This window comes from Mesorhizobium sp. M2A.F.Ca.ET.046.03.2.1 (genome assembly GCF_003952425.1).
Taxonomy (GTDB): domain Bacteria; phylum Pseudomonadota; class Alphaproteobacteria; order Rhizobiales; family Rhizobiaceae; genus Mesorhizobium.
This window is the reverse complement of record NZ_CP034449.1, coordinates 756185-778924: the sequence shown is the minus strand read 5'-3', so window position 1 is coordinate 778924 and position 22740 is coordinate 756185. Positions and strand designations below refer to the sequence as shown.

Annotated in this window: 21 protein-coding genes and 1 pseudogene; 16 read left to right on the top strand and 6 right to left on the bottom strand. The window is 64.6% G+C overall.

Annotated elements, in window-relative coordinates; genetic code table 11:
• Positions 1-27 precede the first annotated feature (27 nt).
• The 5 genes from EJ072_RS03875 (at position 28) to EJ072_RS03850 (ending at position 4790) form a co-directional block, all read left to right on the top strand.
• Positions 28-918 carry an ABC transporter permease gene (locus EJ072_RS03875; protein WP_126078639.1) on the top strand — a complete coding sequence of 297 codons (891 nt, stop codon included), beginning with the start codon at positions 28-30 and terminating at the stop codon, positions 916-918.
• Entirely contained in the window at positions 915-1733 is an 819-nt protein-coding gene (locus EJ072_RS03870) for an ABC transporter permease (protein ID WP_126078638.1), read from the top strand. The genes EJ072_RS03875 and EJ072_RS03870 overlap by 4 nt, the downstream gene beginning before the upstream one ends.
• Positions 1734-1760: 27 nt before the next feature.
• Positions 1761-2825: an ABC transporter substrate-binding protein gene (locus EJ072_RS03865; protein WP_126078637.1), complete on the top strand. Its 1065-nt coding sequence runs from the start codon at positions 1761-1763 to the stop codon at positions 2823-2825.
• Positions 2826-3106: 281 nt separating this feature from the next.
• Positions 3107-3715, top strand: coding sequence for a cupin domain-containing protein (locus tag EJ072_RS03855; protein WP_126078636.1), 609 nt, complete (start codon positions 3107-3109; stop codon positions 3713-3715).
• Positions 3705-4790 carry an ABC transporter ATP-binding protein gene (locus tag EJ072_RS03850; protein WP_126078635.1) on the top strand — a complete coding sequence of 362 codons (1086 nt, stop codon included), beginning with the start codon at positions 3705-3707 and terminating at the stop codon, positions 4788-4790. Before EJ072_RS03855 ends, EJ072_RS03850 begins: the two co-directional genes overlap by 11 nt.
• A gap of 17 nt (positions 4791-4807) precedes the next feature.
• Here EJ072_RS03850 and EJ072_RS03845 read toward each other — a convergent pair whose 3' ends face one another.
• Positions 4808-5509 carry a GntR family transcriptional regulator gene (locus tag EJ072_RS03845; protein WP_189343208.1) on the bottom strand — a complete coding sequence of 234 codons (702 nt, stop codon included), beginning with the start codon at positions 5507-5509 and terminating at the stop codon, positions 4808-4810.
• 226 nt (positions 5510-5735) lie between these two features.
• Here EJ072_RS03845 and EJ072_RS03840 point away from each other — a divergent pair, with 226 nt between their 5' ends.
• The 7 genes from EJ072_RS03840 to EJ072_RS03810 all read left to right on the top strand — a co-directional run bounded on the left by EJ072_RS03840 (position 5736) and on the right by EJ072_RS03810 (position 13811).
• The gene (locus EJ072_RS03840; protein ID WP_126078633.1) at positions 5736-6776 is read left to right on the top strand and encodes an ABC transporter substrate-binding protein; all 1041 of its coding nucleotides are present in this window, start codon (positions 5736-5738) and stop codon (positions 6774-6776) included.
• Positions 6777-6855: 79 nt separating this feature from the next.
• A complete protein-coding gene (locus EJ072_RS03835) occupies positions 6856-7935 on the top strand; it encodes an ABC transporter ATP-binding protein (RefSeq protein ID WP_126078632.1) in 1080 nt (359 codons plus the stop codon).
• A complete protein-coding gene (locus EJ072_RS03830) occupies positions 7932-8855 on the top strand; it encodes an ABC transporter permease (RefSeq protein WP_126078631.1) in 924 nt (307 codons plus the stop codon). Before EJ072_RS03835 ends, EJ072_RS03830 begins: the two co-directional genes overlap by 4 nt.
• The gene (locus tag EJ072_RS03825) at positions 8852-9652 is read left to right on the top strand and encodes an ABC transporter permease (protein WP_126078630.1); all 801 of its coding nucleotides are present in this window, start codon (positions 8852-8854) and stop codon (positions 9650-9652) included. The genes EJ072_RS03830 and EJ072_RS03825 overlap by 4 nt, the downstream gene beginning before the upstream one ends.
• Positions 9653-9672: 20 nt before the next feature.
• Positions 9673-11259 carry a gamma-glutamyltransferase gene (ggt, locus tag EJ072_RS03820; protein ID WP_126078629.1) on the top strand — a complete coding sequence of 529 codons (1587 nt, stop codon included), beginning with the start codon at positions 9673-9675 and terminating at the stop codon, positions 11257-11259.
• Between the two features lie 45 nt (positions 11260-11304).
• Complete coding sequence (locus tag EJ072_RS03815; protein ID WP_126078628.1) at positions 11305-12834, top strand: acyl--CoA ligase; 1530 nt, start codon at positions 11305-11307, stop codon at positions 12832-12834.
• Positions 12834-13811 carry a 2-dehydropantoate 2-reductase gene (locus tag EJ072_RS03810; RefSeq protein ID WP_126078627.1) on the top strand — a complete coding sequence of 326 codons (978 nt, stop codon included), beginning with the start codon at positions 12834-12836 and terminating at the stop codon, positions 13809-13811. Before EJ072_RS03815 ends, EJ072_RS03810 begins: the two co-directional genes overlap by 1 nt.
• Positions 13812-14282: 471 nt before the next feature.
• On the opposite strand, the gene EJ072_RS03800 is transcribed toward EJ072_RS03810, so the two are convergent.
• Complete coding sequence (locus tag EJ072_RS03800) at positions 14283-14996, bottom strand: SOS response-associated peptidase (RefSeq protein ID WP_126083491.1); 714 nt, start codon at positions 14994-14996, stop codon at positions 14283-14285.
• Positions 14997-15260: 264 nt separating this feature from the next.
• Here EJ072_RS03800 and EJ072_RS03795 point away from each other — a divergent pair, with 264 nt between their 5' ends.
• Positions 15261-15614, top strand: a complete 354-nt coding sequence (locus EJ072_RS03795) for an ArsC family reductase (protein ID WP_126078626.1) — start codon at positions 15261-15263, stop codon at positions 15612-15614.
• Between the two features lie 244 nt (positions 15615-15858).
• On the opposite strand, the pseudogene EJ072_RS03785 reads toward EJ072_RS03795, so the two are convergent.
• The 3 genes and pseudogenes from EJ072_RS03785 to EJ072_RS03775 all read right to left on the bottom strand — a co-directional run bounded on the left by EJ072_RS03785 (position 15859) and on the right by EJ072_RS03775 (position 18500).
• Positions 15859-16220, bottom strand: a pseudogene (locus EJ072_RS03785) (DUF488 domain-containing protein).
• 22 nt (positions 16221-16242) lie between these two features.
• Positions 16243-17499, bottom strand: a complete 1257-nt coding sequence (locus tag EJ072_RS03780; protein WP_126078625.1) for an aminopeptidase — start codon at positions 17497-17499, stop codon at positions 16243-16245.
• Positions 17500-17585: 86 nt separating this feature from the next.
• On the bottom strand, positions 17586-18500 hold the full coding sequence (locus EJ072_RS03775; RefSeq protein WP_126078624.1) for a LysR substrate-binding domain-containing protein: 915 nt from the start codon (positions 18498-18500) through the stop codon (positions 17586-17588).
• A 96-nt stretch (positions 18501-18596) separates the two neighbouring features.
• Between EJ072_RS03775 and EJ072_RS03770 the strand changes: the two genes are divergently transcribed.
• The 3 genes from EJ072_RS03770 to sbmA all read left to right on the top strand — a co-directional run bounded on the left by EJ072_RS03770 (position 18597) and on the right by sbmA (position 21587).
• On the top strand, positions 18597-18797 hold the full coding sequence (locus EJ072_RS03770; RefSeq protein WP_126078623.1) for a hypothetical protein: 201 nt from the start codon (positions 18597-18599) through the stop codon (positions 18795-18797).
• Between the two features lie 232 nt (positions 18798-19029).
• Entirely contained in the window at positions 19030-20187 is a 1158-nt protein-coding gene (locus EJ072_RS03760; protein WP_245463216.1) for a YbfB/YjiJ family MFS transporter, read from the top strand.
• A 122-nt stretch (positions 20188-20309) separates the two neighbouring features.
• Positions 20310-21587, top strand: coding sequence for a peptide antibiotic transporter SbmA (gene sbmA / locus EJ072_RS03755; protein ID WP_126078622.1), 1278 nt, complete (start codon positions 20310-20312; stop codon positions 21585-21587).
• Between the two features lie 118 nt (positions 21588-21705).
• Here sbmA and EJ072_RS03750 read toward each other — a convergent pair whose 3' ends face one another.
• Positions 21706-22716, bottom strand: coding sequence for a polysaccharide deacetylase family protein (locus tag EJ072_RS03750; RefSeq protein ID WP_126078621.1), 1011 nt, complete (start codon positions 22714-22716; stop codon positions 21706-21708).
• Positions 22717-22740 lie beyond the last annotated feature (24 nt).

Here is a 22740-nt window from a genome sequence, read left to right as displayed (position 1 = left end):
GATTTCAGAATTCCGATGGGCAGTTCAATGTCGTCGACCGTCGTTGCAGCACGGCCCTTGCCGGAAAACCGCATCTCGCCGGTCTTCCGCTTCGCCATGCTGCTGCCGGGCGGGCTGGTCACATTCTTCCTGATCCTCTTTGCGCTCGGCCTTGTGGTCTTCCTCGCCTTCAGGGGCAATGACGGCTCGCTGCTTGGGGTCGGCCTAACGGCGGAGAATTTCCTCACCGTCGCCACCGATCCGCTCTACTGGACGGTGACGCTGCGCTCGCTGGTCATTGCCGGCCTGGTCACGCTTGCGACGGTCGTTACCGCCTATCCGGTCGCCTATTACCTCGCCTTCCATGCCGGCCGCCGCCGCAACCTTTTGCTTTTCCTCGTCACCCTGCCGTTCTGGACCAGCTACCTCTTGCGCGTCTTCGCCTGGAAGATCGTGCTCGCCTATAACGGCGTGCTGAATTCCGCCTTCATCGAGACCGGCCTCTGGAAGGAGCCGACGCTGGCTTTCCTCAACACGCCGGCCGCGGTGGTGGTCACGCTCGCCCATGCCTACGCCCCCTTCGCCATCCTGCCGATCTATGTGGCGCTCGACACGATCCCGAAATCGCTGCTCGAAGCCGCCTCCGATCTCGGCGCGCGGCCCTTCACCAGCTTCCGCCGCGTCGTGCTGCCCAATTCCATGCCGGGCGTGCTGGCCGCCGCGCTCGTCGTCTTCGTGCCGACGGTCGGCGACTATGTCACGCCGGCCATGGTCGGCGGTCCAGCCAGCACCATGATCGGCACGCTGATCCAGTCGCAGTTCGGCAAGGCCAATGACTGGCCGTTCGGCGCCGCGCTCTCTGTCTGCGTCATGCTGGTGATCCTGTGCGTGGTGCTCGTCGCGCGCGGCGCCGACCGCAGGTTCGGCAGCCGCACATGAGCGGGCGGGCCGACATCAACGCAGGCGGCGGCTGGCTCGGCCTCTATGTGCTCGGCTATCTCGTCTTCCTCTATTTGCCCGTGCTTTTGATCCCGCTGTTTTCCTTCAACAACTCCATCCAGGCGGCGTTTCCGCTGCAGGGTTTCACGCTTGAATGGTATGAGACGCTCTACGGCAATCCGGCGCTGTCCGGCGCCTTGGGCAACAGCCTGGTCATCGGCGTCATCGCCGCCTGCGGGGCGACGCTCTGCGGCATCACCGTCTCCTATATGGACCTCTACGGCCGCTCCCCACTCGCCGCCACGATCAGCGCCATCGCCCGGCTGCCAATCCTGATCCCTGGCGTCATCGTCGGCATTTCGCTCTTGATTCTGGTCAACCTCATCGGCCTCGGCCCCTCGCGCGTCTCGATCGTGCTGGGCCACATCCTCGTCGCGCTGCCGACAACGGTGGTGGTGATGCGCAGCCGCTTCGCCGCCATCCCGAAGACGATCCGCGAAGCCGCGCTCGATCTCGGCGCTTCCGACTGGACGACGTTCCGGCGTGTCATGCTGCCGCTGAGCGCGCCCGCCGTGCTGTCGGCCTTCATGCTTTCTTTCCTGATTTCCTTCGACGAGTTCATCGTCGTCTTCTTCCTCGCCGGCACCGAGCCGACGCTGCCGCTCTACATCTGGAGCCAGCTGCGTTTCCCGCGCTCGCTGCCGACGGTGATGGCGCTGGGAACGGCGATCCTTACCGTGTCCTTCATCATCGCCGGAACCGCCGAAATCCTGCGCCATCGCGGCCTCGGCGCCGCGCGCCGCAATCCAGCCTGAAGCACAACAAAGAAGAGGAGAACGAAAATGACAGTACACCTGAAATCGACAACCGGGGCCCTGGCGGGTCTCGCGGCCCTGGCCATGGCGCTGTCGTCGACGGTCGCTTTTGCCGCCGACAAGCTGCAATATTTCACCTGGTCGGGCTACGAACTGCCGGACTTCAACAAGAGCTTCCTCGCCGCGCATCCGGACGGCGTCGAGGCGACGATCTTCGGCGACGACGACGACGCCTTCACCAAGGTCAAGGCCGGCTTCCGGCCCGACATCGCGCATCCCTGCTACGACAAGGTGGCGCGCTGGAACAAGGAAGGCCTGCTGCAGCCGATCGACACCAAGCGCATCAAGAACTGGGATTCGGTCTTCCCGGTGTTCAAGAACCTGCCCGACCTGCAGGCCGGCGACGGCAAGGTGTGGATGGTGCCGTGGGACTGGGGCAACACCTCGATCCTCTACCGCACCGATCTGGTGAAGAACCCTGAGGCGAGCTGGAACCTTTTGTGGGACAAGCAATATGCCGGCCGCATGGCGACCATCGATGCGGTCCATGACACGCCGATCGTCGCCGCTCTTCTGGCCGGCGTGAATCCCTTCGACATGACGCCGGACCAGATGGAGAAGGTCGCCGAAAAGCTGCGCGAGCAGCGGCCGCTGCTCTCCAGCTACACCACCGACATGACCTCGGTCGAGCAGGCGCTGGCGAGCGGCCAGCTGGTCGCCGCGATGACCTGGAACGCGTCGGCCACCTCGCTGAAGAAGCAGGGCGTGCCGGTCGAGTTCATGAAGCCGAAGGAAGGCATGCTGACCTGGGCCTGCGGCTTCGTCATGCTCAAGGACGCCAAGAACGTCGATCTCGCCTATGACTTCATAAACAGCCGGCTCGACGCCGACTCGGGCAAGTTCCTCATCCAGTCCTACGGCTATGGCAGCTCGCTCTCGACTGCCTTCGCCGGCGTGTCGAAGGACGAGCTCGACAAGCTGCAGCTGCCGGCGGACCCGGACGTGATGCTGAAGAGCACGATCTTCACCGGACCGATGAAGCAGAATGACGATATGGCCAAGATGTTCGAGAAGGTGAAGGCAGGGGGTTGAGGGCCAATTGCCGAAGGTGGTGCTGCCCCTCACCTGCCTGCCGGCATCCTCTCCCCGTATAGTGACGGGGAGAGGGGCGCTGTCGCCGGCGATTTCGCCAATCGCCGGCGTTGCAGGAAACGAGCCAGCGCCGCAGTCAGCCTCTTCTCCCCGTCTCTATACGGGGAGAAGTGCCCGGCAGGGCGATGAGGGGCGGCGCCACCGTCTGGCAAGATAAGAACCTAGTCACGAAGCCGAATTGGTCAGAAGCCGGCTTGCTTGACTGCAACAGGGACGAACGAATGGACATTTTTGACGAAGCGGCAACAAAACCGAAAGACGATGCCGACATCCGCGTCGGCCGGCGGGTGCGGGCATTGCGCCTGGAGCGCAACCTCTCGCTGGCCGACTTGGCCGCCAAAGCCGGCATCTCCATCGGCGCGCTGAGCCAGATCGAACGCGGCATGTCCTCGCTGCGCGTCAAGGTGATCTGGCCGCTGGCCGCCGCCCTCGACATCGAGCCGTCGGCGCTGATCACCGACGGCAATGAGGCGGTCAACGACCTCTACTGCGTGCGCGCCGATAAGCGTCGCGCGATCCCGGTGAAGTCCGAGGGCATCGCCAAGGCGCTGCTGTCGCCGCCCGCCGCCACGCTCACCGGCATGCTGGTCACGGTCGAGGCCGGCGGCGGCACGGCGGAAGCCTACGCCCATGCCGGCCACGAATTCGGCTTCGTCATGACCGGTGAGGTCGAGCTGGTGGTCGACGCAACGACCTATGTGCTTAAGGCCGGCGACAGTTTTGCCTTCAAAAGCACGCTGCTGCACGCCTTCCGCAATCCGGGAGCGGAGCGATGCCAGATCCTGTGGGTCAACACGACAAAACCGTCCGAGGTGCGCGATGGCGCCTGATGCGCTCGTTCGGTTGCAGAAAGTCTCGAAAGTCTTCCCCGGCGGCATTGTTGGTCTTGATAGCGTCGATCTCGACATCGCTCCGGGCGAATTCCTGACGCTGCTTGGTCCCTCCGGCTGCGGCAAGACGACGAGCCTCCGCGTCATTGCCGGCTTCGAAAGCCCAACCAGCGGCAATGTCCTGCTCGAAGGCCGCGACATCACGGGCTTGCGGCCCTTCGACCGGCCGGTGAACACCGTCTTCCAGGACTATGCGCTGTTCCCGCACATGGATGTCGCGGCCAATGTCGGCTTCGGACTGTCGCTGCGCAAAATGTCCGGCACCGAGCAGGCAAAACGCATCCGCGAGGCGCTCGACATGGTTGGCCTCGCCGACAAGCTGCGCGCCCGCGTCTCCGAATTGTCCGGCGGCCAGCGCCAGCGCGTCGCGCTAGCTCGCGCCATTGTCTGCGAGCCGCGCGTGCTCCTTCTCGACGAGCCGCTGTCGGCGCTCGACGCGCATCTGCGCGAGCAGATGCAGGTCGAATTGAAACGGCTGCAGTCGCGGCTCGGCACCACCTTCGTCATGGTTACCCACGACCAGACCGAGGCGCTGTCGATCTCCGACCGCATCGTCGTCATGAACAAGGGCCGCATCGAGCAGATCGCAGCGCCGGCAACGCTCTACGACCGGCCCGCGACGCGCTTCGTCGCCTCCTTCATCGGCACGATGAATCTCTTGCAGTCGCTCTTCGTCGGCCGAGACGGCGAACGCCTGCGCTTCGCCGCCGGCGAGCTGCCGCTGGAGGCGACCTCAGACAGCAGCGAGACGCCGGCCGCCGGCGACACCCGCACCATTGGCGTGCGCCCGGAAGATCTTCTCGCCGCCAGCGAATCCGGCGAGGGCACCGCGCCGGCGCGGGTCAGCGGTGTCGTCTTCCACGGCCGCACGCTGCGCCTGCATGCCGAGCTCGGGCAGGGGACTGCGATAGTCATCGACGCGCCGCGGCGCGCCGACGGTTTTCAATTCAGCGTCGGCGACGTGGCGCATGTCAGTCTGCGGCGCGGCGCCAACTGCCCCATGCTTTCCAGCTGACGGACAGGGCTCAAGACTCAAGAAGCCTTGGCGAAGAATCCCTGATAGTCGGACTTGGCCTGCAGCAGGCGCAGGATGTTCTCGCGTGAGCCGCGCACATGCGCGCGGGCGCGCTCGCCGGCCAGAGCCACATCGCCGGCGCAGATCGCGTCGACGATGCCAGCGTGCTCCTCGCGGGTAAGCTTCCATTCGTCCAGCCACAGAAGCTCGGTCCAGACATATTGCTGGCACTTGTCGAGGATGCCGCAGAGCATGCCATGGAGCATCTCGTTTCCGCCGATTTCGGCGATCACCCGGTGCAGGTCGATGCCGACCTGGAGCTCCTCGAATTTTTCGCGCGTGCTGCGATCCGGGATCGCCGCCAGCCTTTCGCATTCGGCGAGCATCTCGCGCAATTTCGCCTTGTCGGCGGCGCTCGCATTGGCCGCGGCCAGCTCGGTCGCGCGGCCATCAAGCAATTCGCGGATGTCGAAGGCCTCGCGGAACATGGTGATGTTGAATTCGGCCACCACATAGCCCTGGCGCGGCCGGCCGATCACCAGCCCGTCGCGTTCCAGCCGGTTGAAGGCTTCACGCACCGGCGTGCGGCTGACCTTGAGGCGCTCGGCGATCTCGTTTTCCGTCACGCGGCCGCCCGGCGGGATCTGGCCGGTGATGATCAACGCCTTCAGCTTCTCGAAGACCGAGTCGCGCAGCGTGTTTTTTCTTTCCTTGCTCAAACGTCCCGCCTCCAACGGTCAGTCATGGAATCGCAGTCTAGTGCCTTTTAGCGCCCGCTTGAACAGACCCTGTCGCGTGCGCGGCCGCTTCGAACTGTCCCGCTTCTCCACCATCAAAAACCTGAAGCCCATGTTGACATCGGCTTCCGTCGAATTACACTCAAAATTGTATACAAATTAGCATACCAAATCAACGATAACGGGAACACCGGTTGGAGAAGCGAAAATGACGAAGAGACTTTTTATTCACGGCCTGGCGATTGCCGGGCTGCTGGCATCGGCCGCCGTTCCGGCGTCGGCCGCCGACACCATCACCGTCGCCTCATGGGGCGGCACCTATCAGGAAGCGCAAACCAAGGCCTTCTTCGATCCGACGGCCAAGGAACTCGGCATCACCATCAAGCAGGACACCACCAACGGCCTCGACGACGTGCGCCTGCAGGTCACCGGCAACGCCGTCAAATGGGATATCACCGAGCTTGGCGCCGACGAATGCGCGCGCGGCTCCAAGGAAGGCCTGTTCGAGAAACTGGACTACAATGTCATCGACAAGACCGGCATCAATCCCAAGCTCGTGCATGACGACTGGGTCGGCATCTCCTACACGTCCGTCGTGCTGATCTACCGGACCGATGTCTTCGGCGACAAAGGCCCGAAGACCTGGGCCGATTTCTGGAACGTCGAGAAATTCCCCGGCCGCCGCGCGCTCTCCGGCAGCCAGGCGACGGAGACGCTGAGCGTCGCCGCTCTCGCCAAGGGCATTCCAATCGACAAGGTCTACCCGGTCGACATCGACGGTGCGCTGCAATCCGTCGACAAGATCAAGGGTCATATCGATGCCTGGTGGACCTCCGGCGCACAGGCCATGCAGCTCGTCAAGGACGGCGAGGTCGATATGGCCAGCATCTGGAACGGCCGCGCCGGCACACTGAAGAAGAGCGGTGCGCCGGTCAGCTTCTCCTTCGACCAGGGCGTGCTGACCGCCGACTGCATGGTCATCCCGAAGGGCTCGAAGAACAAGGACATCGCCATGAAGGCGCTGGCCAAGTTCGTCAGCCCCGATCTCCAGGCCAACTTGCCGCTCTATGTCGACAACGGCCCGGCCAACGAGAAGGCTTTCGAGACCGGCAAGATCCCGCCCGAGCGCATCAAGGACATCAATTCCTCACCCGAGAACGTCAAGAAGCAGGTGCTGCAGGACCCGGCCTTCTGGCGCGACACCCTCGTCGAGGCGACGGAGAAGTTCAACAACCTGATCCAGCAATGAGGATCGTACCGGAGTGGCGTCCTTGCGGCGCCGCTCCGCATCGTTTCGCAAAAATGATCCGGAGTTGAAGGAGATGCTGTTGTCTCTCGCGCAGTCCGCGCTGCCCATCGGCATAAGCGGGATTGAGAAGCGCTTCGGCGCGGTCTCCATCCTCAGCGATCTCAGCCTCGATGTCGCGGCGGGCGAATTCCTGACGCTGCTCGGGCCGTCCGGCTCGGGAAAGACGACCTTGCTGATGATCCTGGCCGGCTTCGTGCGGGCCAATGCCGGCTCGATCAAGGTCGGAGGCGAGGAGATCATCACCATGCCGCCGCACAAGCGCAACATCGGCATGGTGTTCCAGAACTATGCGCTGTTCCCGCATATGAACGTCTTCCACAACATCGCCTTTCCACTCAAGCAGCGCCGCGTGTCGGCCGCGGAAACAGCTGAACGCGTCGAGAGGGCGCTGGACCTGGTGCAACTGAAGGGCCTCGGCGAGCGCCGTGTCGACCAGCTCTCCGGCGGCCAGCGCCAGCGCGTGGCCTTGGCCCGCGCCATCGTTTTCGAGCCGCGCATCGTCTTGATGGACGAGCCGCTGTCGGCGCTCGACAAGAGCCTGCGCGAGCACATGCAGATCGAATTGCGCAACCTGCATCGCAGGCTCGGCATGACGACGGTCTACGTCACGCACGACCAGCGCGAGGCGATCACCATGTCGGACCGCATCGCCGTCATGAATGCCGGGCGCATCGAACAGATCGACCAGCCGGAAGTTCTCTACGCCAGGCCGCGGACGAAGTTCGTCGCCGGCTTCATCGGCGAGTCCAGCTTCATTCCCGTCGAGAGCCGAAATGGCAGCGTCTGGTACGAGGACAGGAAGTTACGGATGAACGATGCGGCGCCGTCCACTGGTCGGCATCTGATGGTGGTGCGGCCGGAAAAGCTGCGCCTGGTTGCCGACGTCGGCGAGACCGGCGTCAACCTGCTGCCAGCAACCGTCGGCGACGTCATCTACCAGGGCGACAGCTTCGTCTGCTACGCCACGCTCAAGGACGGCCGGCAGGTGACCCTGCGCGACTATTGCCGCTCCGATGTGCTGGCGAAACTGCCGGCGCCGGGCGAGCCGATCACGCTCGGTATCGATGCCCAGGACGTCGTGCTGGTGGCCGACCAATGAGCCTCGCATCCGCCAGTCTCGGTCATGCCTCCCGACGCGATGGGGCGCTCAATGCCGATGCGCTCAACGCCGACGCGCGATGGGAAGCGCATGGCATGCTCGCGCTGCTGTCGCCCGGGCTCTTCCTGGTCTTCGCCGTCATCATCGTGCCGATCGGCTGGCTGTTCTGGCTTTCGCTGTTCGATGAGAGCGGTCAGCTCAGCGCCGCCAATTACGCGCGCTTCTTCGAGCAGGCATCCTACATCAAGACCTTCGTCACCACCTTCAAGGTGGCCTTCACCGTCACCGGCGCCTGCGTGCTGCTCGGCTATCCCTTGGCCTACATGCTCTCGCAGCTGCCGCGTCGCGCCGCCTCCATCTGCCTGATCTTCGTCATCCTGCCGTTCTGGACCTCGGTGCTGGTGCGCACCTATGCCTGGCTGGTCATCCTGCAGCGCAAGGGACTGGTCAACACGTGGCTGATCGATCTCGGAATCATCTCCCAGCCGCTGCCGCTCGCCAACAATTTCGCCGGCGTCATCATCGGCATGACCCACATCATGCTGCCCTTCCTGGTGCTGCCGCTCTATGCCTCGATGAAGACGATCGACGTCGACTGCCTGCGCGCCGGCATGAATCTCGGCGCGAGCCCCGCCGCCACCTTCCGGCAGATCTTCTTTCCGCTGTCGCTGCCGGGCCTGGCTTCGGGCCTGGTCATCGTCTTCGTGCTCTGCCTCGGCTTCTTCGTCACGCCGGCGCTGATGGGCGGCGGCAAGGTGATCATGTGGGCGATGCGCATGGAGCAGACCACCAGCCTCTATTCCAACTGGGGCGCGGGCGCAGCACTTGGCGTCGTGCTGCTCGCCGTCACGCTGGCGCTGCTCGGCCTTTTCCACTGGCTGCTCGGCACCCGCGCGACCGGGGTCTGGAGCAGGCGATGAGCATGGAAAACGCCCTGCCGATCTCGCATCGGCAACGCCTCTGGCTCTACGCGCTCGGCGGCCTCGTCATGCTGTTCCTGATCGCCCCGTCGGTGATCATCGTCATCATGTCCTTCTCCGGCTCCTCGCTCTTGGAGTTCCCGCCGCAGGAATGGTCGCTGCGCTGGTACGAAAGCTATTTCGGTTCCCTCGAATGGCGCGACGCCACCATCGTATCGGTCAAGGTAGCGGTGATGACGGCGATCGTCGCGACGCTGCTCGGCACCGCGGCGGCCTACGCCATCAACGCCCGCACGCTCAGGATGACCGGCTTGATCAACGCGCTGCTCACGGCATCGCTGATCATTCCGGTCATCCTGATCGGCATCGGCACGTTCTTCCTCTATGCCCGCATCGGCCTCAACAATACGCTGACCGGCCTCGTCATCGCGCATACGGTGCAGGCGCTGCCGCTGGTCGTGCTGACCGTGCTTTCGGGGCTGCGCTCCTACGACATGAACCAGGAGATGGTGGCGCGCAGCCTCGGCGCCGGCCGCTTCTCCGCCTTCTTCCAGGTGACGATGCCGCAAATAAGATTCTCGATCGTCTCGGGCGCGCTGTTTGCCTTCATCACCTCCTTCGACGAGGTGGTGGTGTCGCTATTCATCTCGGGCGGCGAGACCACGACGCTGACGCGGCGCATGTTCAATGCGCTGCGCGACCAGATCGATCCGACGATCGCCGCCATTTCGACTTGCCTGATCGTGCTATCGATCGTCTTGTTGTCCGCCGCCCAGCTTTTCGGCCGCGGACGTTGATATAGGATACCAGAACCAGCATGCGTGACTTCCAGTTTCCCGGCCGCTCGCCGGTCCGCGCCACCGAGGCGATGGCCGCGACCTCGCATCCGCTTGCCACCCTTGCCGCGATCGACATGCTGCGCGCCGGCGGCAATGCCATGGACGCCGCCGTCTGCGCGGCCGCGGTCCAGGCGGTGGTCGAGCCGCAATCGACGGGCATCGGCGGCGACTGTTTTGTGCTCTATTGCCCGAAGGGGCAGGGCGAGGTGATCGCCTTCAACGGCTCTGGCCGCGCACCCGCCGCCGCGACCGTCGACTGGTACCGGGACAAGGGCTTCAGCGAACTGCCACTGCATGGCCCGCACGCGGTCACCGTTCCAGGCGCCGTCGATGCCTGGTGCCGGCTGCTGGAAGACCACGGCCGCAAGGGTTTGGCCGATGCGCTCGCTCCGGCCATTCGCTACGCGGAAGAAGGCTATGTCGTGCACGACCGCGTCGCCTTCGACTGGCACGACCCCGAGACCGACCTGTCGGCCGACGAGGTTGCGACGCGCATCTTCCTGCCCGGCGGCAGGCCCCCGAAGGCGGGGGACATCCATCGCCAGCCGGAGCTGGCGGAGACGTTGCGCATCATCGCGAAAAAGGGCCGCGCCGGATTCTACGAAGGCGCTGTCGCGGGCGATCTGGTCGGGCGGCTTCGCGCGCTTGGCGGCCTGCATACGCTGGAAGACTTCGCCGCGACCAAGGGCGATTACCGCACCCCGGTCAGCACCTCCTATCGCGGTCACGACATCCACCAGATGCCGCCCAACAACCAGGGCCTGACCGCGCTTCTGATGCTGAACGTGCTTTCGGGCTTCGACCTCGGCAGGCTCGATCCCGAGGGTGCCGAGCGTCTGCATCTGGAGATCGAGGCGGGCCGCCTGGCCTATCAGGATCGCGATGCGTTCTTCGCCGACCAGGATCACGTCGACGTTCCGGTCCAGGCGTTGCTTTCCAGCGCCTATGCCGACAGCTTGCGCGCCGCGATCGATTCCGAGCGCGCCATGACCCATCTGCCGCGTCTCGATCTTCCCGGCAGCGACACGGTCTATATCAGCGTCGTCGACCGCGACCGCAACGCGGTCAGCTTCATCAACTCGACCTATTATTCCTTCGGCAGCGGCGTCGTCGGCCCGAAGACCGGCGTCGTGTTGCAGAACCGTGGTTCCAGCTTCCGCCTCGATCCGAAGCACCCAAACGCGATAGCGCCAGGCAAGCGGCCGATGCACACGATCATGCCGGGTATGATGACGAGGAACGGCCGCGCTATGATGCCGTTCGGCGTCATGGGCGGCGGCTACCAGCCTTTCGGCCATGTGCATCTCGTGACCAACATGATCGACTTCGGCATGGACCCGCAGCAGGCGATCGACGCGGCCCGCGTCTTCTACAACCACGACGTCGTCGAGGCCGAGCGCAGCGTGCATTCCGATGCCGTCGAAGGCCTGCGCCGGCGAGGTCATCGTGTTGTCGAGCCCGACCACCCGCTGGGCGGCGGACAGGCGGTGCTGATCGATTGGGAGAAGGGCACGCTGACCGGCGCGTCCGATCCGCGCAAGGACGGCTTGGCGCTCGGATTTTGAGCAGCGCTGGACATCGGCCGATCGTTCGAAACATAGTCTGGAACCATGACAAACAGCGAAAACGCCACCGATCTCGCCCATCGTCTTGCCTCCGGCGCCGATGACGCGCCGGCCATCGCCGCGCCCGAACGGACGGCCCTCTCGCATGGCGGATTGCGCAAGCTGATCCGCGATACGGTGGCGCGGCTCAACGCGCTGGGCATCGGCCGTGGCGACCGCGTCGCCATCGTGCTGCCGAACGGCCCGGAAATGGCGACGGCCTTCATCGCTGTGGCGGCGGCCGCGTCCACCGCGCCGCTCAATCCGGCCTACCGGGCCGACGAGCTCGATTTCTACCTGACCGACATCGGCGTCAAGGCGATCCTCGTCGGCAAGGATGAGGCAGGCCCCTCGGTCGAGGTCGCCGCGCGCCTCGGCACCCCGGTGCTGCGTTTGGTCGTGCCTGAAGGCTCGCCCGCCGGTATCTTCACGATCGAGGGCGCTCCGGTCGGGCCACCGGTTTCCTCAGGATCGGCCGAGGACGGCGACGTTGCGCTTCTGCTCCACACCTCCGGCACCACCTCGCGCCCGAAACTCGTGCCGCTCAGCCACGCCAACCTTGCGGCGTCGGCCGCGCATATCGGCGCCACGCTCGGCCTGACGCCGGCCGACCGCTGCCTCAACATCATGCCGCTGTTTCACATCCATGGCCTGATCGCCGCGGTGCTTTCCTCGCTCGCCGCCGGCGGCAGTGTCTTCTGCACGCCGGGTTTCAACGCGCTGCGCTTCTTCCAGTGGCTCAGCGAAGCGAGGCCAAGCTGGTACACGGCGGTACCCACCATGCATCAGGCGATCCTGCCGCGCGCCGCCCGCAATCCCGAGCAGCTTGCCGAAGCGAAGCTGCGCTTCATCCGCTCTTCTTCGGCTTCGCTTCCGGCGCAAGTGATGGCCGAACTCGAAGCGACCTTCGGCTGCCCAGTGATCGAATCCTACGGCATGACCGAGGCCGCGCATCAGATGGCGTCCAACCGCTTGCCGCCCGGCCTGCGCAAGCCCGGCAGCGTCGGTGCGTCCGCCGGGCCTGAAGTCGCCGTCATGGCGCCGGATGGGCGATTGCTCAAAGCCGGCGAGATCGGCGAGATCGTCATTCGCGGCCCGAACGTCACCGCCGGCTATGAGAAGAACCCGGACGCCAATGCCAGCGCCTTCGCCCATGGCTGGTTCCACACCGGCGACCAGGGCGTGCTCGACGAGGACAACTACCTGCGCGTCACCGGCCGGCTGAAGGAGATCATCAATCGCGGCGGCGAGAAGATCTCGCCGCTCGAGGTCGACGACGTGCTGATGGACCATCCGGCGGTGGCGCAGGTCGTCACCTTCGCTATGCCGCATGACAAGCTCGGTGAAGAGGTGGCGTCCGCTGTAGTGCTGCGCGAGGGCCAGAGCGCCAGCGAGGCCGACATCCGTGGTTTCGCCGCCACCCGGCTCGCCGATTTCAAGGTGCCGCGCAAGGTGGTGATCCTCGACGAGATTCCGAAGGGCGCCACCGGCAAATTGCAGCGCATCGGCCTCGCGGCAAAGCTCGGGCTCGGCTGATGCGCATCACGGTCTTTGGCGCCGGCGCCATCGGCGGCTATCTTGCCGCGAAGCTCGCGATCGCCGGCTCGGTCGATCTGTCGATCGTGGCGCGCGGCGCGCATCTGGACGCGATCAAGGCCGGTGGCCTTCGCCTGATCGAGGATGGAAAGGAAACCGTGGCGCGGGTGAACGCGGCTGCGCGCGCCGAGGAACTCGGCGTGCAGGATTATGTCGTGCTGGCGCTGAAGGCGCATTCGCTGGCGCCGGCCCTTGACCGGATAGCACCGTTGCTGGGCAAGGGCACCGCCGTCGTCACCATGCAGAACGGCGTCCCCTGGTGGTATTTCCACAAGGCGGGCGGCGCGCTGGAGGGCACGCGGCTCGGCGCTGTCGATCCCGGTGGCGAGATCTGGCAGCGCATCAGGCCCGAGCGCGTCATCGGCTCCGTCGTCTATCCGGCCGTCGAGGTCGACGCGCCCGGCCTGATCCGCCATGTCGAGGGCACGCGCTTCTCGCTGGGCGAGCCGTCGGGCGAGAAGAGCGAGCGGGCCACCGCCTTGGCGCGCGAAATGGTCAAGGCCGGGCTGCAGGCCCCGGTGCGCGAGGACATCCGCTCTGAGATCTGGGTGAAGCTCTGGGGCAATCTCTCCTTCAACCCGATCTCGGCGCTGACCGGCAGCACGCTGGCGGCCATCGTCGCCGACGAAGGCACGCGTGCGGTCGCCCGCGCCTTGATGCTGGAGGCGCAGGCGATCGGCGAGCGCATCGGCGTGCGCTTTCCCGTCTCCGTCGACCGTCGCATCAAGGGCGCCGGCGATGTCGGCGAGCACAAGACCTCGATGCTGCAGGACCTCGAGCGCGGCCGCCCGATGGAGATCGACGCGCTGGTCACGGCGGTGCAGGAACTCGGCCGCCTGACCGGCCAGCCGACGCCCACCATCGACAGCGTGCTGGCTCTGGTGCGGCGGCTGGCGATCGAGCGCGGGTGTTATTAGAGGAACGCCGGTCCTGAAGCTCCGTCACTCCGATAGCTCTAACTGCCACAATGAACAAAAATAGAACAAAAGGGTTTTGCTTGAATTGACTCCGCGAGGAACACTTTCCTATTTCGTAGGGCATGCCGGAGCCGAGCAGCAGATCCCGACGCGTCGTTCAGACGCTAAGCCGTGCCCATGAAATCGGGCAGTTAATCCGCGTCCGGTGCATCAACTGCAACATCACCCATCACTACCTCCCCGGAGATCTCCTCAAGCTCATGGGGGACATTCCGTTCTGGGACGTCGAGCGGCACATGCGGTGCGAGCGCTGCAAGCGGCGGGAGTTCGACGTGGACATTTTGCTGCCCAGCGCCGTCCAGGGCGTGAAGATACGCGTGAGGCGCCTTGTGGGGGTGCGTATGGTGCGGCGGGTGATCTGGCGAGACGAAAAAGATTGATAGATCATCTCCTCGCCGGGTCAGAGCCGGGTCAAAGTAATGACATTTGGCCACCCGCCGCATCCCCGGCATTTGGGAACTTGATTTGTGTGGCCGGCTTCTCGACGATCACCAAGGCATCGTCGGGGGCTGTCCGCTGCATGTGCCGCGCTTCGGACCACGGCGCGGTTAGCCACATGTCCACCTCCTCGCGCGTAGTCAGGATCACCGGCATGGCCTTGTCGTGGATGGGCGCTATGAGGGCGTTCGGCTTGGTCGTAAGGAAGCCGTAAAGCTCGAAGTCTCCAGCCCCGTCCTTGACCCTGCGGACCCCCTGCCAGCGCGTCCACATGCCAGCGAAGAAAAACAGCGGACGGTCCCCGCTTCGCGCAAACCAGTAGTTCCGCTGTATGCCCGTCTCAGGGTCCTTGTCGTTGGGCGTGGGGCTGGGCTCCGCGAAGCTTGTAACGGGCACCACACAGCGGTTCTCCACGCCAACATATTGCTGCCAATGGGCGTACTGCGGATTGCGGATGTTGGTGGTCCCGTAGTCCGCCTTGCCCTTCACCCGCTCTGCCGGCGTTGGCATGCCCCACAGCAGCTTGGCAAGCTCACGCTGGCCATCGGGGGCATTGCGGACCACTGCGCCGGGCATGTTGGGATAGACGTCCAGCGAGGGCTCAAGGTTGCCCATGATGTCCCGCATGGCGCGGGTCCACTCGCGGATGGCGTCCTGGCTTGTGGTGATGTTGTAGAGGTTGCACATGCCATAGGATGCCCCAGCGATCGCTCGTAATCCAGAAACAAAAAATGGCCGACGGACCTGTACTGGTCCGTCGAACATGCCTGCATCTCGAACTCTCCAACGCTGAATCGTTGACCTCTTGGCACGGCATCGTGATCCTGACACGAATTGTCACCTGCCGAGCGACGCACCGCTGGCAGGCGAACGATCGGTTCCTACTTGATGTCTGGTCCAAACGGCCTAGGCTTCCGCCGGATTCGAAACCCCACCCGACAGAGGCCCGCCTTGACCATCACCATGTATGGCATCACCACCTGCGACACGATCAGGAAGGCGCGCGTTTGGCTGGAAAGCCACGGCGGGCACTATCGCTTCCATGACTACCGGGCCGAGGGGATCGAGGCTGGGAAACTGGACGGCTGGGTCGGCAAGGTCGGCTGGGAAAAGCTGCTCAACAAGGGCAGCACCACCTTTCGCGAGCTGCCGGAGGCGGACAAGGCCGGGCTGGACGAGAAGAAGGCGAAGAAACTGATGCTCGCCATGCCGACGATGATCAAGCGGCCGGTGCTCGAGGTGGGGGAGCGGGTGTTCGTGGGGTTCAAGGCGGAGGTTTACGAGGAGGCGGTGGGCGGAAAGTAGGCTCGACTACTTAGGCAGCGTTCCTTCGCCCCCCTCTCTGTCCTGCCGGACATCTCCCCCTCAAGGGGGGAGATTAGCCGTCACGCCGGCTTTCGCTAATCGCAGGCGTTGCAAGACAAGCGCCTCGCCAAAGCTGCCAATCGCAGACGTTGCAGGACGAGCGCCGTCGCCAAAGCTGCCAATCTCCCCCCTTGAGGGGGAGATGTCCGGCAGGACAGAGAGGGGGGCGAAGGAACTCGACCTCTCAACAATTAGCTTGGGCTTCCAAATACCCCGCCAGCGCCACCGCGTTGTTGTGCGCCTCGTCATGCGCGCCATAGAGCAGCGTCACCTTGCCCCGCGCATCAGACCACGCAGTTGCGCCACCGCCTCGCCATTCGCGTCAAGCTCCGCCCGATACCGCTTCTGGAACTGCGCCCAGCGCTCCGGCTCATGCCCGAACCATTTGCGCAACGCGTCGCTCGGCGCGATCTCCTGCAGCCAGAGCGTCAGCGCGGCGTGCTGCTTGGCGACGCCGCGCGGCCAGATGCGGTCGACCAGCACGCGCTGGCCGTCGGCTTTCGCCGGCGGCTCATAGACGCGCTTCACCGCTATGTCGAAGGCCATCACATCTCCGCTGGCGAGGAGGTTATGCCCACTCGCCCTTGCGCATCACCGGCACGCGGTTGCCGTCCTTGGCCACGCCGTCGATGTCGATCTTGTCCGAGCCGATCATCCAGTCGATGTGGATGAAGCTCTTGTTGCCGCCGCGCGCGGCGATCTCGTCCTGGCTGAGCGAGGCGCCGTTGACGAAGCACTTCGAGTAGCACTGCCCGAGCGCGATGTGGCAGGCGGCGTTCTCGTCGAACAGCGTGTTGAAGAACAGAAGCCCGCTCTTCGAGATCGGCGAGGAATGCGGCACCAGCGCCACTTCGCCGAGACGGCGCGCGCCCTCGTCGGTGTCGAGCACCTTCTTCAGCACGTCCTCGCCCTTCGAGGCCTTGGCCTCGACGATCCGCCCGCCCTCGAAGCGCACCGAGATCTCGTCGATCAGCGTGCCCTGGTAGGAGAGCGGCTTGGTCGAGGAGACGTGACCCTCGACGCGCCTGGCATGCGGCGTGGTGAAGACCTCCTCGGTCGGGATATTGGGATTGCAGGTGACGCCGTTCTTCGCCGTCGAAGCGCCGCCCATCCATTCATGGCCATCCGCCAGCCCGACGGTGAGATCCGTGCCCGGCCCGGTGAAATGCAGGGAATGGAAATTGTGCTCGTTCAGCCATTTCGTGCGCTCGGCCAGCGCCGCGTTGTGCGCCTTCCAGTTGCCGATCGGGTCATCGACGTCGACCCGCGAGGCGGAGAAGATGGCGTCGGCGAGCTTCACCACCGCGACGTCGTCCGGCTCGCCCGGAAACACTTGGCGAGCCCAGGCAAGATCGGGATAGGCGACGATGTTCCAGTTGATGTCGAAGCCGGTGATCTTCTCCAGCGCCGGCTGATAGGCCATCGAGTTCGCCTTGTTGGCGCGCGCCACCTTGGCCGGGTCCTGCGAGGAAAGCAGCGACGGATCCTCGCCGCGCACCGCGAGCCGCGCGGCATTGTTCGAGAAGGCCTTCGCCATGCCCTCGTAGAGCCAGCCGGCGGCGCGGTCGAAGCCGGCATCGGCGCCGTAGCGAAAGCGCGCCAGCGTGATCTCGTCATCGTTGAAGATCGGCGTCACCAGCCCGGCGCCAGCCTTGTAGGCATGCTCGACGATGCGCCGCGTCAGCGGCAGCGCCGCGATCGACGAAGTCAGCACCAGATCCTGACCGGGCTGCAGTTGCAGCCCGACCTTGATGGCGACTTCCGCCAGCCTGTCGAGCTTCACCGGATCGATGCTTGCCAAAACGCCGCGCGAATGTGTGGTCATGATCCTGCCTGCCGTTATGTTGGGGTTCTCATCCTTACATAGACCGCTGCGATTGACCTTTCCACCGCGATTGACTGGGCATGATTTCAGGCAGCGCTGTCCAGCGCGCGAAACTGCGCCACCGTCACCTCGATCTCCTCGCGGATCCAGGCCTTGAAATCGCGCACCTTGCGGCTTTCACTCTTGGTGGCCGAGGTCACCAGCCAGTAGCCGAGCCCGCTCTCGGCCCTGATCCCGAAGGGCGCGACCAGTCGGCCGTCGGCCAGCGCGTCGGCGGTCAGCAACTGCCAGGCAAGCATCACGCCGTGACCGGCGATCGCCGATTCCAGGCAAAGCATCGGATCGGTGAAGCGCGCGCCCTTCTGGAAGGTGACCGGCTCGACGCCGGCGGCCTCGAACCAGCTGTCCCAGCTGAACATCGCCCGCTCGTCGGTGATGGCGCAGGTCTGCGCCAGATCGCCGATCGAGTGCAGCCTGGCCGCGATCGAGGGCGCGCAGACCGGAAACACCTCCTGCGCAAGCAGAAGCTCGGCGCGGTCGCCTGGCCATTTGCCGTCACCGAGCCGGATGGCGATATCGATGTCGGAGCGGTCGAGATCGGCGACCTTGGCCGAGGCGTCGATGCGCAAAAGCACGTTCGGATGCCGCGCGAAATGCCGCGACAGCCGGGGCAGCAGCCATTTCGAGGCGAAGGCCGGCGCCACCGAGACGACCAGCGTGCATTCATTGGCCTCGTCGGCCAGCGCCACCGCTTGCGCGAGCTCGCGGAAGCCGGTGCTGAGCCGCGCCGTGAAGGCGGCGCCGAATTCGGTCGGCACCAGCCCGCCAGGCGTGCGTTCGAACAGCGCCTGTCCCAGCTGCTTTTCCGTGCGCTTGACCTGCTGGCTGACGGCGCTGACCGAGACGTTCAGCTCGGCGGCGGCTGCCGCCAGCGATCCCAGCCGGGCGACGGTTTCCACGGCGCGCAGGCCGTTGAGATGGACGCGGTTGAGCATAGCCATTCAGTTTTTCTAAATGGCGTCGATCGAAATCTCAATTGAATCCCGACGGGAAAGCGCAGAATTTAACACGAATAGCCTTGAGCCACGAGTAGTCCGATGAAGATTTTATCCTTGCTGAAAGGGTTTGCCGGGACCGAGGCGAGGTCGCGCGACGATGGCGAGATCGCCCGCTGGATCACCGATCCGCTGTCGCATCCGGTGCTCGACACGATGTCGGAGCGCGAACTCGGCGACATGCCGTTCCGGCTGACGGCCCGCCGGACGGCCTACGAGACGGCAGGGGCGGGCTGTCGCTAGTTATTGGCCTTTCGGCGGCGCTCCCCCTCATCCGGCCGCTTCGCGGCCACCTTCTCCCCGGTGGGGAGAAGAAGTTGGCGCCGGCGTCGACAATCTCCTCTCCCCAGCGGGGAGAGGTCACCCGAGCGAAGCGGAGGCTGGGTGAGGGGACGTCTACGCCTGGGGCGCGTCCCCGCGCTGGCCCAACGCAAGCGCATTGTTTCGCGAGCGCACATTCTTATTGTGCGCCGCAATGAACGCCTCGCCATCTCCCGTGCGTCTTGCCTTTGCCGGCATGGTCGCGCTTGCCGTCGCCCAGGGCATCGGTCGCTTCGTCTACACGCCGATCCTGCCGGGCATGATGGAGGGACTGCACCTGACCCCGGCCGATGCCGGCTGGATCGCGGCCGCCAACTATCTCGGCTATCTCATCGGCGCTTTGGCCGCGGCCGGCGGCTGGGCGCATGGCCAGGAGCGCCTGCTGATGTTCGCCGGCCTGGCCGCCAGTGCCGTGCTCGCAGGGCTCATGGGTCTCAACGAGACGATGGCCGCTTTCCTGCTTCTCCGCTTCCTCGCCGGCCTCGCCAGCGCCTTCGTCATGGTGTTCATGGCCTCGATCGTCTTCAGCCATCTGGCGGAAGCCGGACGCGGCGATCTGCAGGCGCTGCATTTCGGCGGTGTCGGCCTCGGCATTGCCGTCTCCTCCGCACTGCTCGCGATCCTCGTCTCCGAACACGCGGATTGGGCCGCGGGCTGGCTCTGGTCCGGAGCGCTTTCGGCGGTTGGCTTGCTGATCGTCATGCTGCTTGCGGGCTCGGCCACGCCGGCCAATGGCGTTGACGGGCGTGAGCCGGCGCTGCCGAAAGACCGGTCGCTGGCGAAGATGATCGTCGCCTACGGGCTGTTCGGCTTCGGCTATGTGGTGACGGCCACCTTCCTGGTCGCCATCGTTCGCCAGGGCGGCGGCGGCCGCGTGTTCGAGGCTACCGTCTGGATGGTCGCCGGGCTTGCCGGCTTTCCCTCGACCTGGTTCTGGCACAAGCTCGCCGCCCGCATCGGGATCTACGCCGCTTACGCTGCGATCTGCCTGATCGAGGTGGTCGGCGTCACCGCCAGCGTGGTCGTCAAAGGTGCCGCCGGGCCGCTGATCGCCGGTGTCCTGCTCGGCGGCACCTTCATCGCCATCACGGCGCTGGGGATACAGATGGGCAGACAGCTCGCGCCGCGGGCGCCACGCCGCGTCTTCGCAGTGATGACGGCGGCCTTCGGCCTTGGCCAGATCGTCGGCCCGGTCGCCGCCGGTCTGCTCGCCCAGGCGTCGGGCAATTATACCCTTGCCTCTATCATGGCGGCGGTTGCCCTGTTGCTCTCCGGCGTCATTGCCTGGTCGGCCGCGCCAAAATCGCCATGATTTGCGGCCTTGTTCGATGCCGGGCATCGGGCAGGGCATTTTCTTTCCCCCTAATGTGTGACCTTATGCCCGCCGAACAGCAACGCCGCTGATTTGCGGTCAGACCGAGGAAACCCGCCACAGTGTTCGTATCTTTCTTCCCGCAGCCGAAGCTCTTCTTCACCTCGGCCGCCCTCTGGAGCCTTGCGGCGATCCTGTTCTGGTTCTTCGGTGGTGAGCAACTGGGCGCCGTCTTCGGCTTGCCGCCGGCAGCGGCCGGCACGCCGCCCATTATCGGCATCGCGGTGCTGTGGTCGAAGCCGTTCCTGTGGTTCTATATCTACTTTGTGGCCTGCGTGGCGGTCTTCTACGCCTTCTGGAGCTGGTACGCCCCGCACCCGTGGCAGAACTGGTCGATCCTGATGACCGCCGTCATCCTGTTCTTCATCTACTTTAACGTTCAGATCTCGGTTGCGGTCAATAATTGGTATGGCCCCTTCTTCGACTACGTCCAAGGCTTGATGTCGGGAACGACTCCCTCGACCAACATAGAATTCTACAAAGGGCTGGCCGATTTCTCCTGGCTGGCGCTGGTCGGCATGAATGTGCAGGTGGTCAACGCCTTCATCGTTAGCCACTGGATCTTCCGTTGGCGCACCGCGATGAACGATTACTTCATGGCCAATTGGGGCCGGCTGCGCCACATCGAGGGCGCCTCGCAGCGTATCCAGGAAGACACGATGCGTTTCTCGCAGATCATGGAAGATCTCGGCTCGACCTTCGTTCAGTCGATCATGACCCTGATCGCCTTTCTGCCGGTCTTGATTCAGCTACAGGCTCACATCACCGAATTGCCGATCATCGGCGCGGTCCCTCAACCACTGGTCGTTGCGGCATTGGGCTGGTGTCTATTCGGAACGATCTCCGTCATGGTGGCGGGTCTTAAGCTCCCGGGCCTGCAGTTTCGAAACCAGCGTGTCGAGGCAGCTTATCGCAAGGAGCTTGTCTACGGCGAAGATCATCCCGACCGGGCTCAGCCGGCGACGACGACGCAATTGTTCAACAACGTCCGCCGCAATTATTTCAAGCTCTATTTCCACTACATCTATTTCAACGTAGTTCGTTACACCTACCTGCAGGCCGACAACATCTTCTCGCTGCTGATCCTCGGGCCTTCGCTGGTCGCGCACAAGATCACGTTTGGCGCGCTGAATCAGATCTCGAACGCGTTCGGCAAGGTGACGAACTCGCTGCAGTTCCTGTTGAATTCTTGGTCGACGATTGTCGAGCTGCAGTCTGTGCACAAACGTTTGCGTGCCTTCGAGGCGACGCTGCAAGGCGAACAACTGCCGGTTATCGATCAGCATTATCTGGAACGCGAGCAGGCTGGCATGCGTCCCGAAGATCAGCCGGTAAGTTAAAGCAGCCTCCCGAAAGTGGGAACCGGTTTCGGGATCGAGACATGCGTAAGATCAAACCTAAAGCGCATGGAGCGAATCTGAAAGATCGCGCCGCGCGTTAGGGCGCGGCTGGGTCCAGTCAGCCGCCCACACTCGCCTGCGCGCGTCCGGCGCGCTGCCGCGAGACATAATCGCGAAAGCTGATGCACTCGACGTCGGCTTTCACGCAGACCTCGTCGGCGAAGCGCTCCAGCGCGTCCCAATAGGCGCCGCCGTTCATCAGCGTGAAGTGGAAGCCGAGCTCCAGCGGCAGGCGCTTGCTGATGTACTCAGCCTCGAAGGCGGTGAGGAACGCCTGATAGGCGCGCTCGGTGAATTCGCCCGCCATCGCCGGTTTCTCGGCGCCGTCTGAATGGCGGACATAGAGATTGTAGTCCATGGCGACCACCGGCCTCGCCTTGGGCCCCTCCGGGATGAGCGGCAGGGCGAAACGGATTGTGCCGTCGCGGGCCGGCGGTAGTTCGGGGCCGTTGGAAACGCCGCTCGCGTCATATTGGAAGCCCGCCTCGGGCAGCGCTTCGTAAAGCGCCTTGTTCGTTGAAAGATACGGCGCGCGAAACCCGACCAGCGCATGAGCCGCGAAATCGTGCCAGTCGGCCGGTTCGGGGATGCCGTTGATCGCATAGGCGTTCTCGAAGATGCGCCGCACGGAGGCGAACTCGGCCAGCCAGTCGGCCTTGCTCCAATCCTTGCCGTCGAAATGGCCGCAGGCATGGCTGCCGATGTCGTGGCCCTCGGCAGCCGCCAGCCGGACCTGCTCGAGCCGATCCGCGACGTCCTGTTTCGAGGCGCCGAAGCCGACATTGGATTTGCCGGCGGTCTTGCCGGGGCCGGCATATTGTTGTCGCGTGTCCGGCGAGAGCAGGAAGACGCAGGACAGGAAATAGGTGAAATGCGCGCCGGTGCGCTTTGCCAGCGCCCGGCTTCGCTGCCATTGCGAGATCTCGCGGGCGGCATCGAAAGAAATCAGCACGACCTGCTTGGGCCTGGCCGGCGAAACGGCTGGCGGTTTCGGCGGATCGGCGAGGGCGGCATTGGCTGAGGCCAGCGAAGCAAGGCTGTAGGCGAGGACGCGGTACGAACGAAGCATTGGCAACCTTCTGGCAGGACCCTT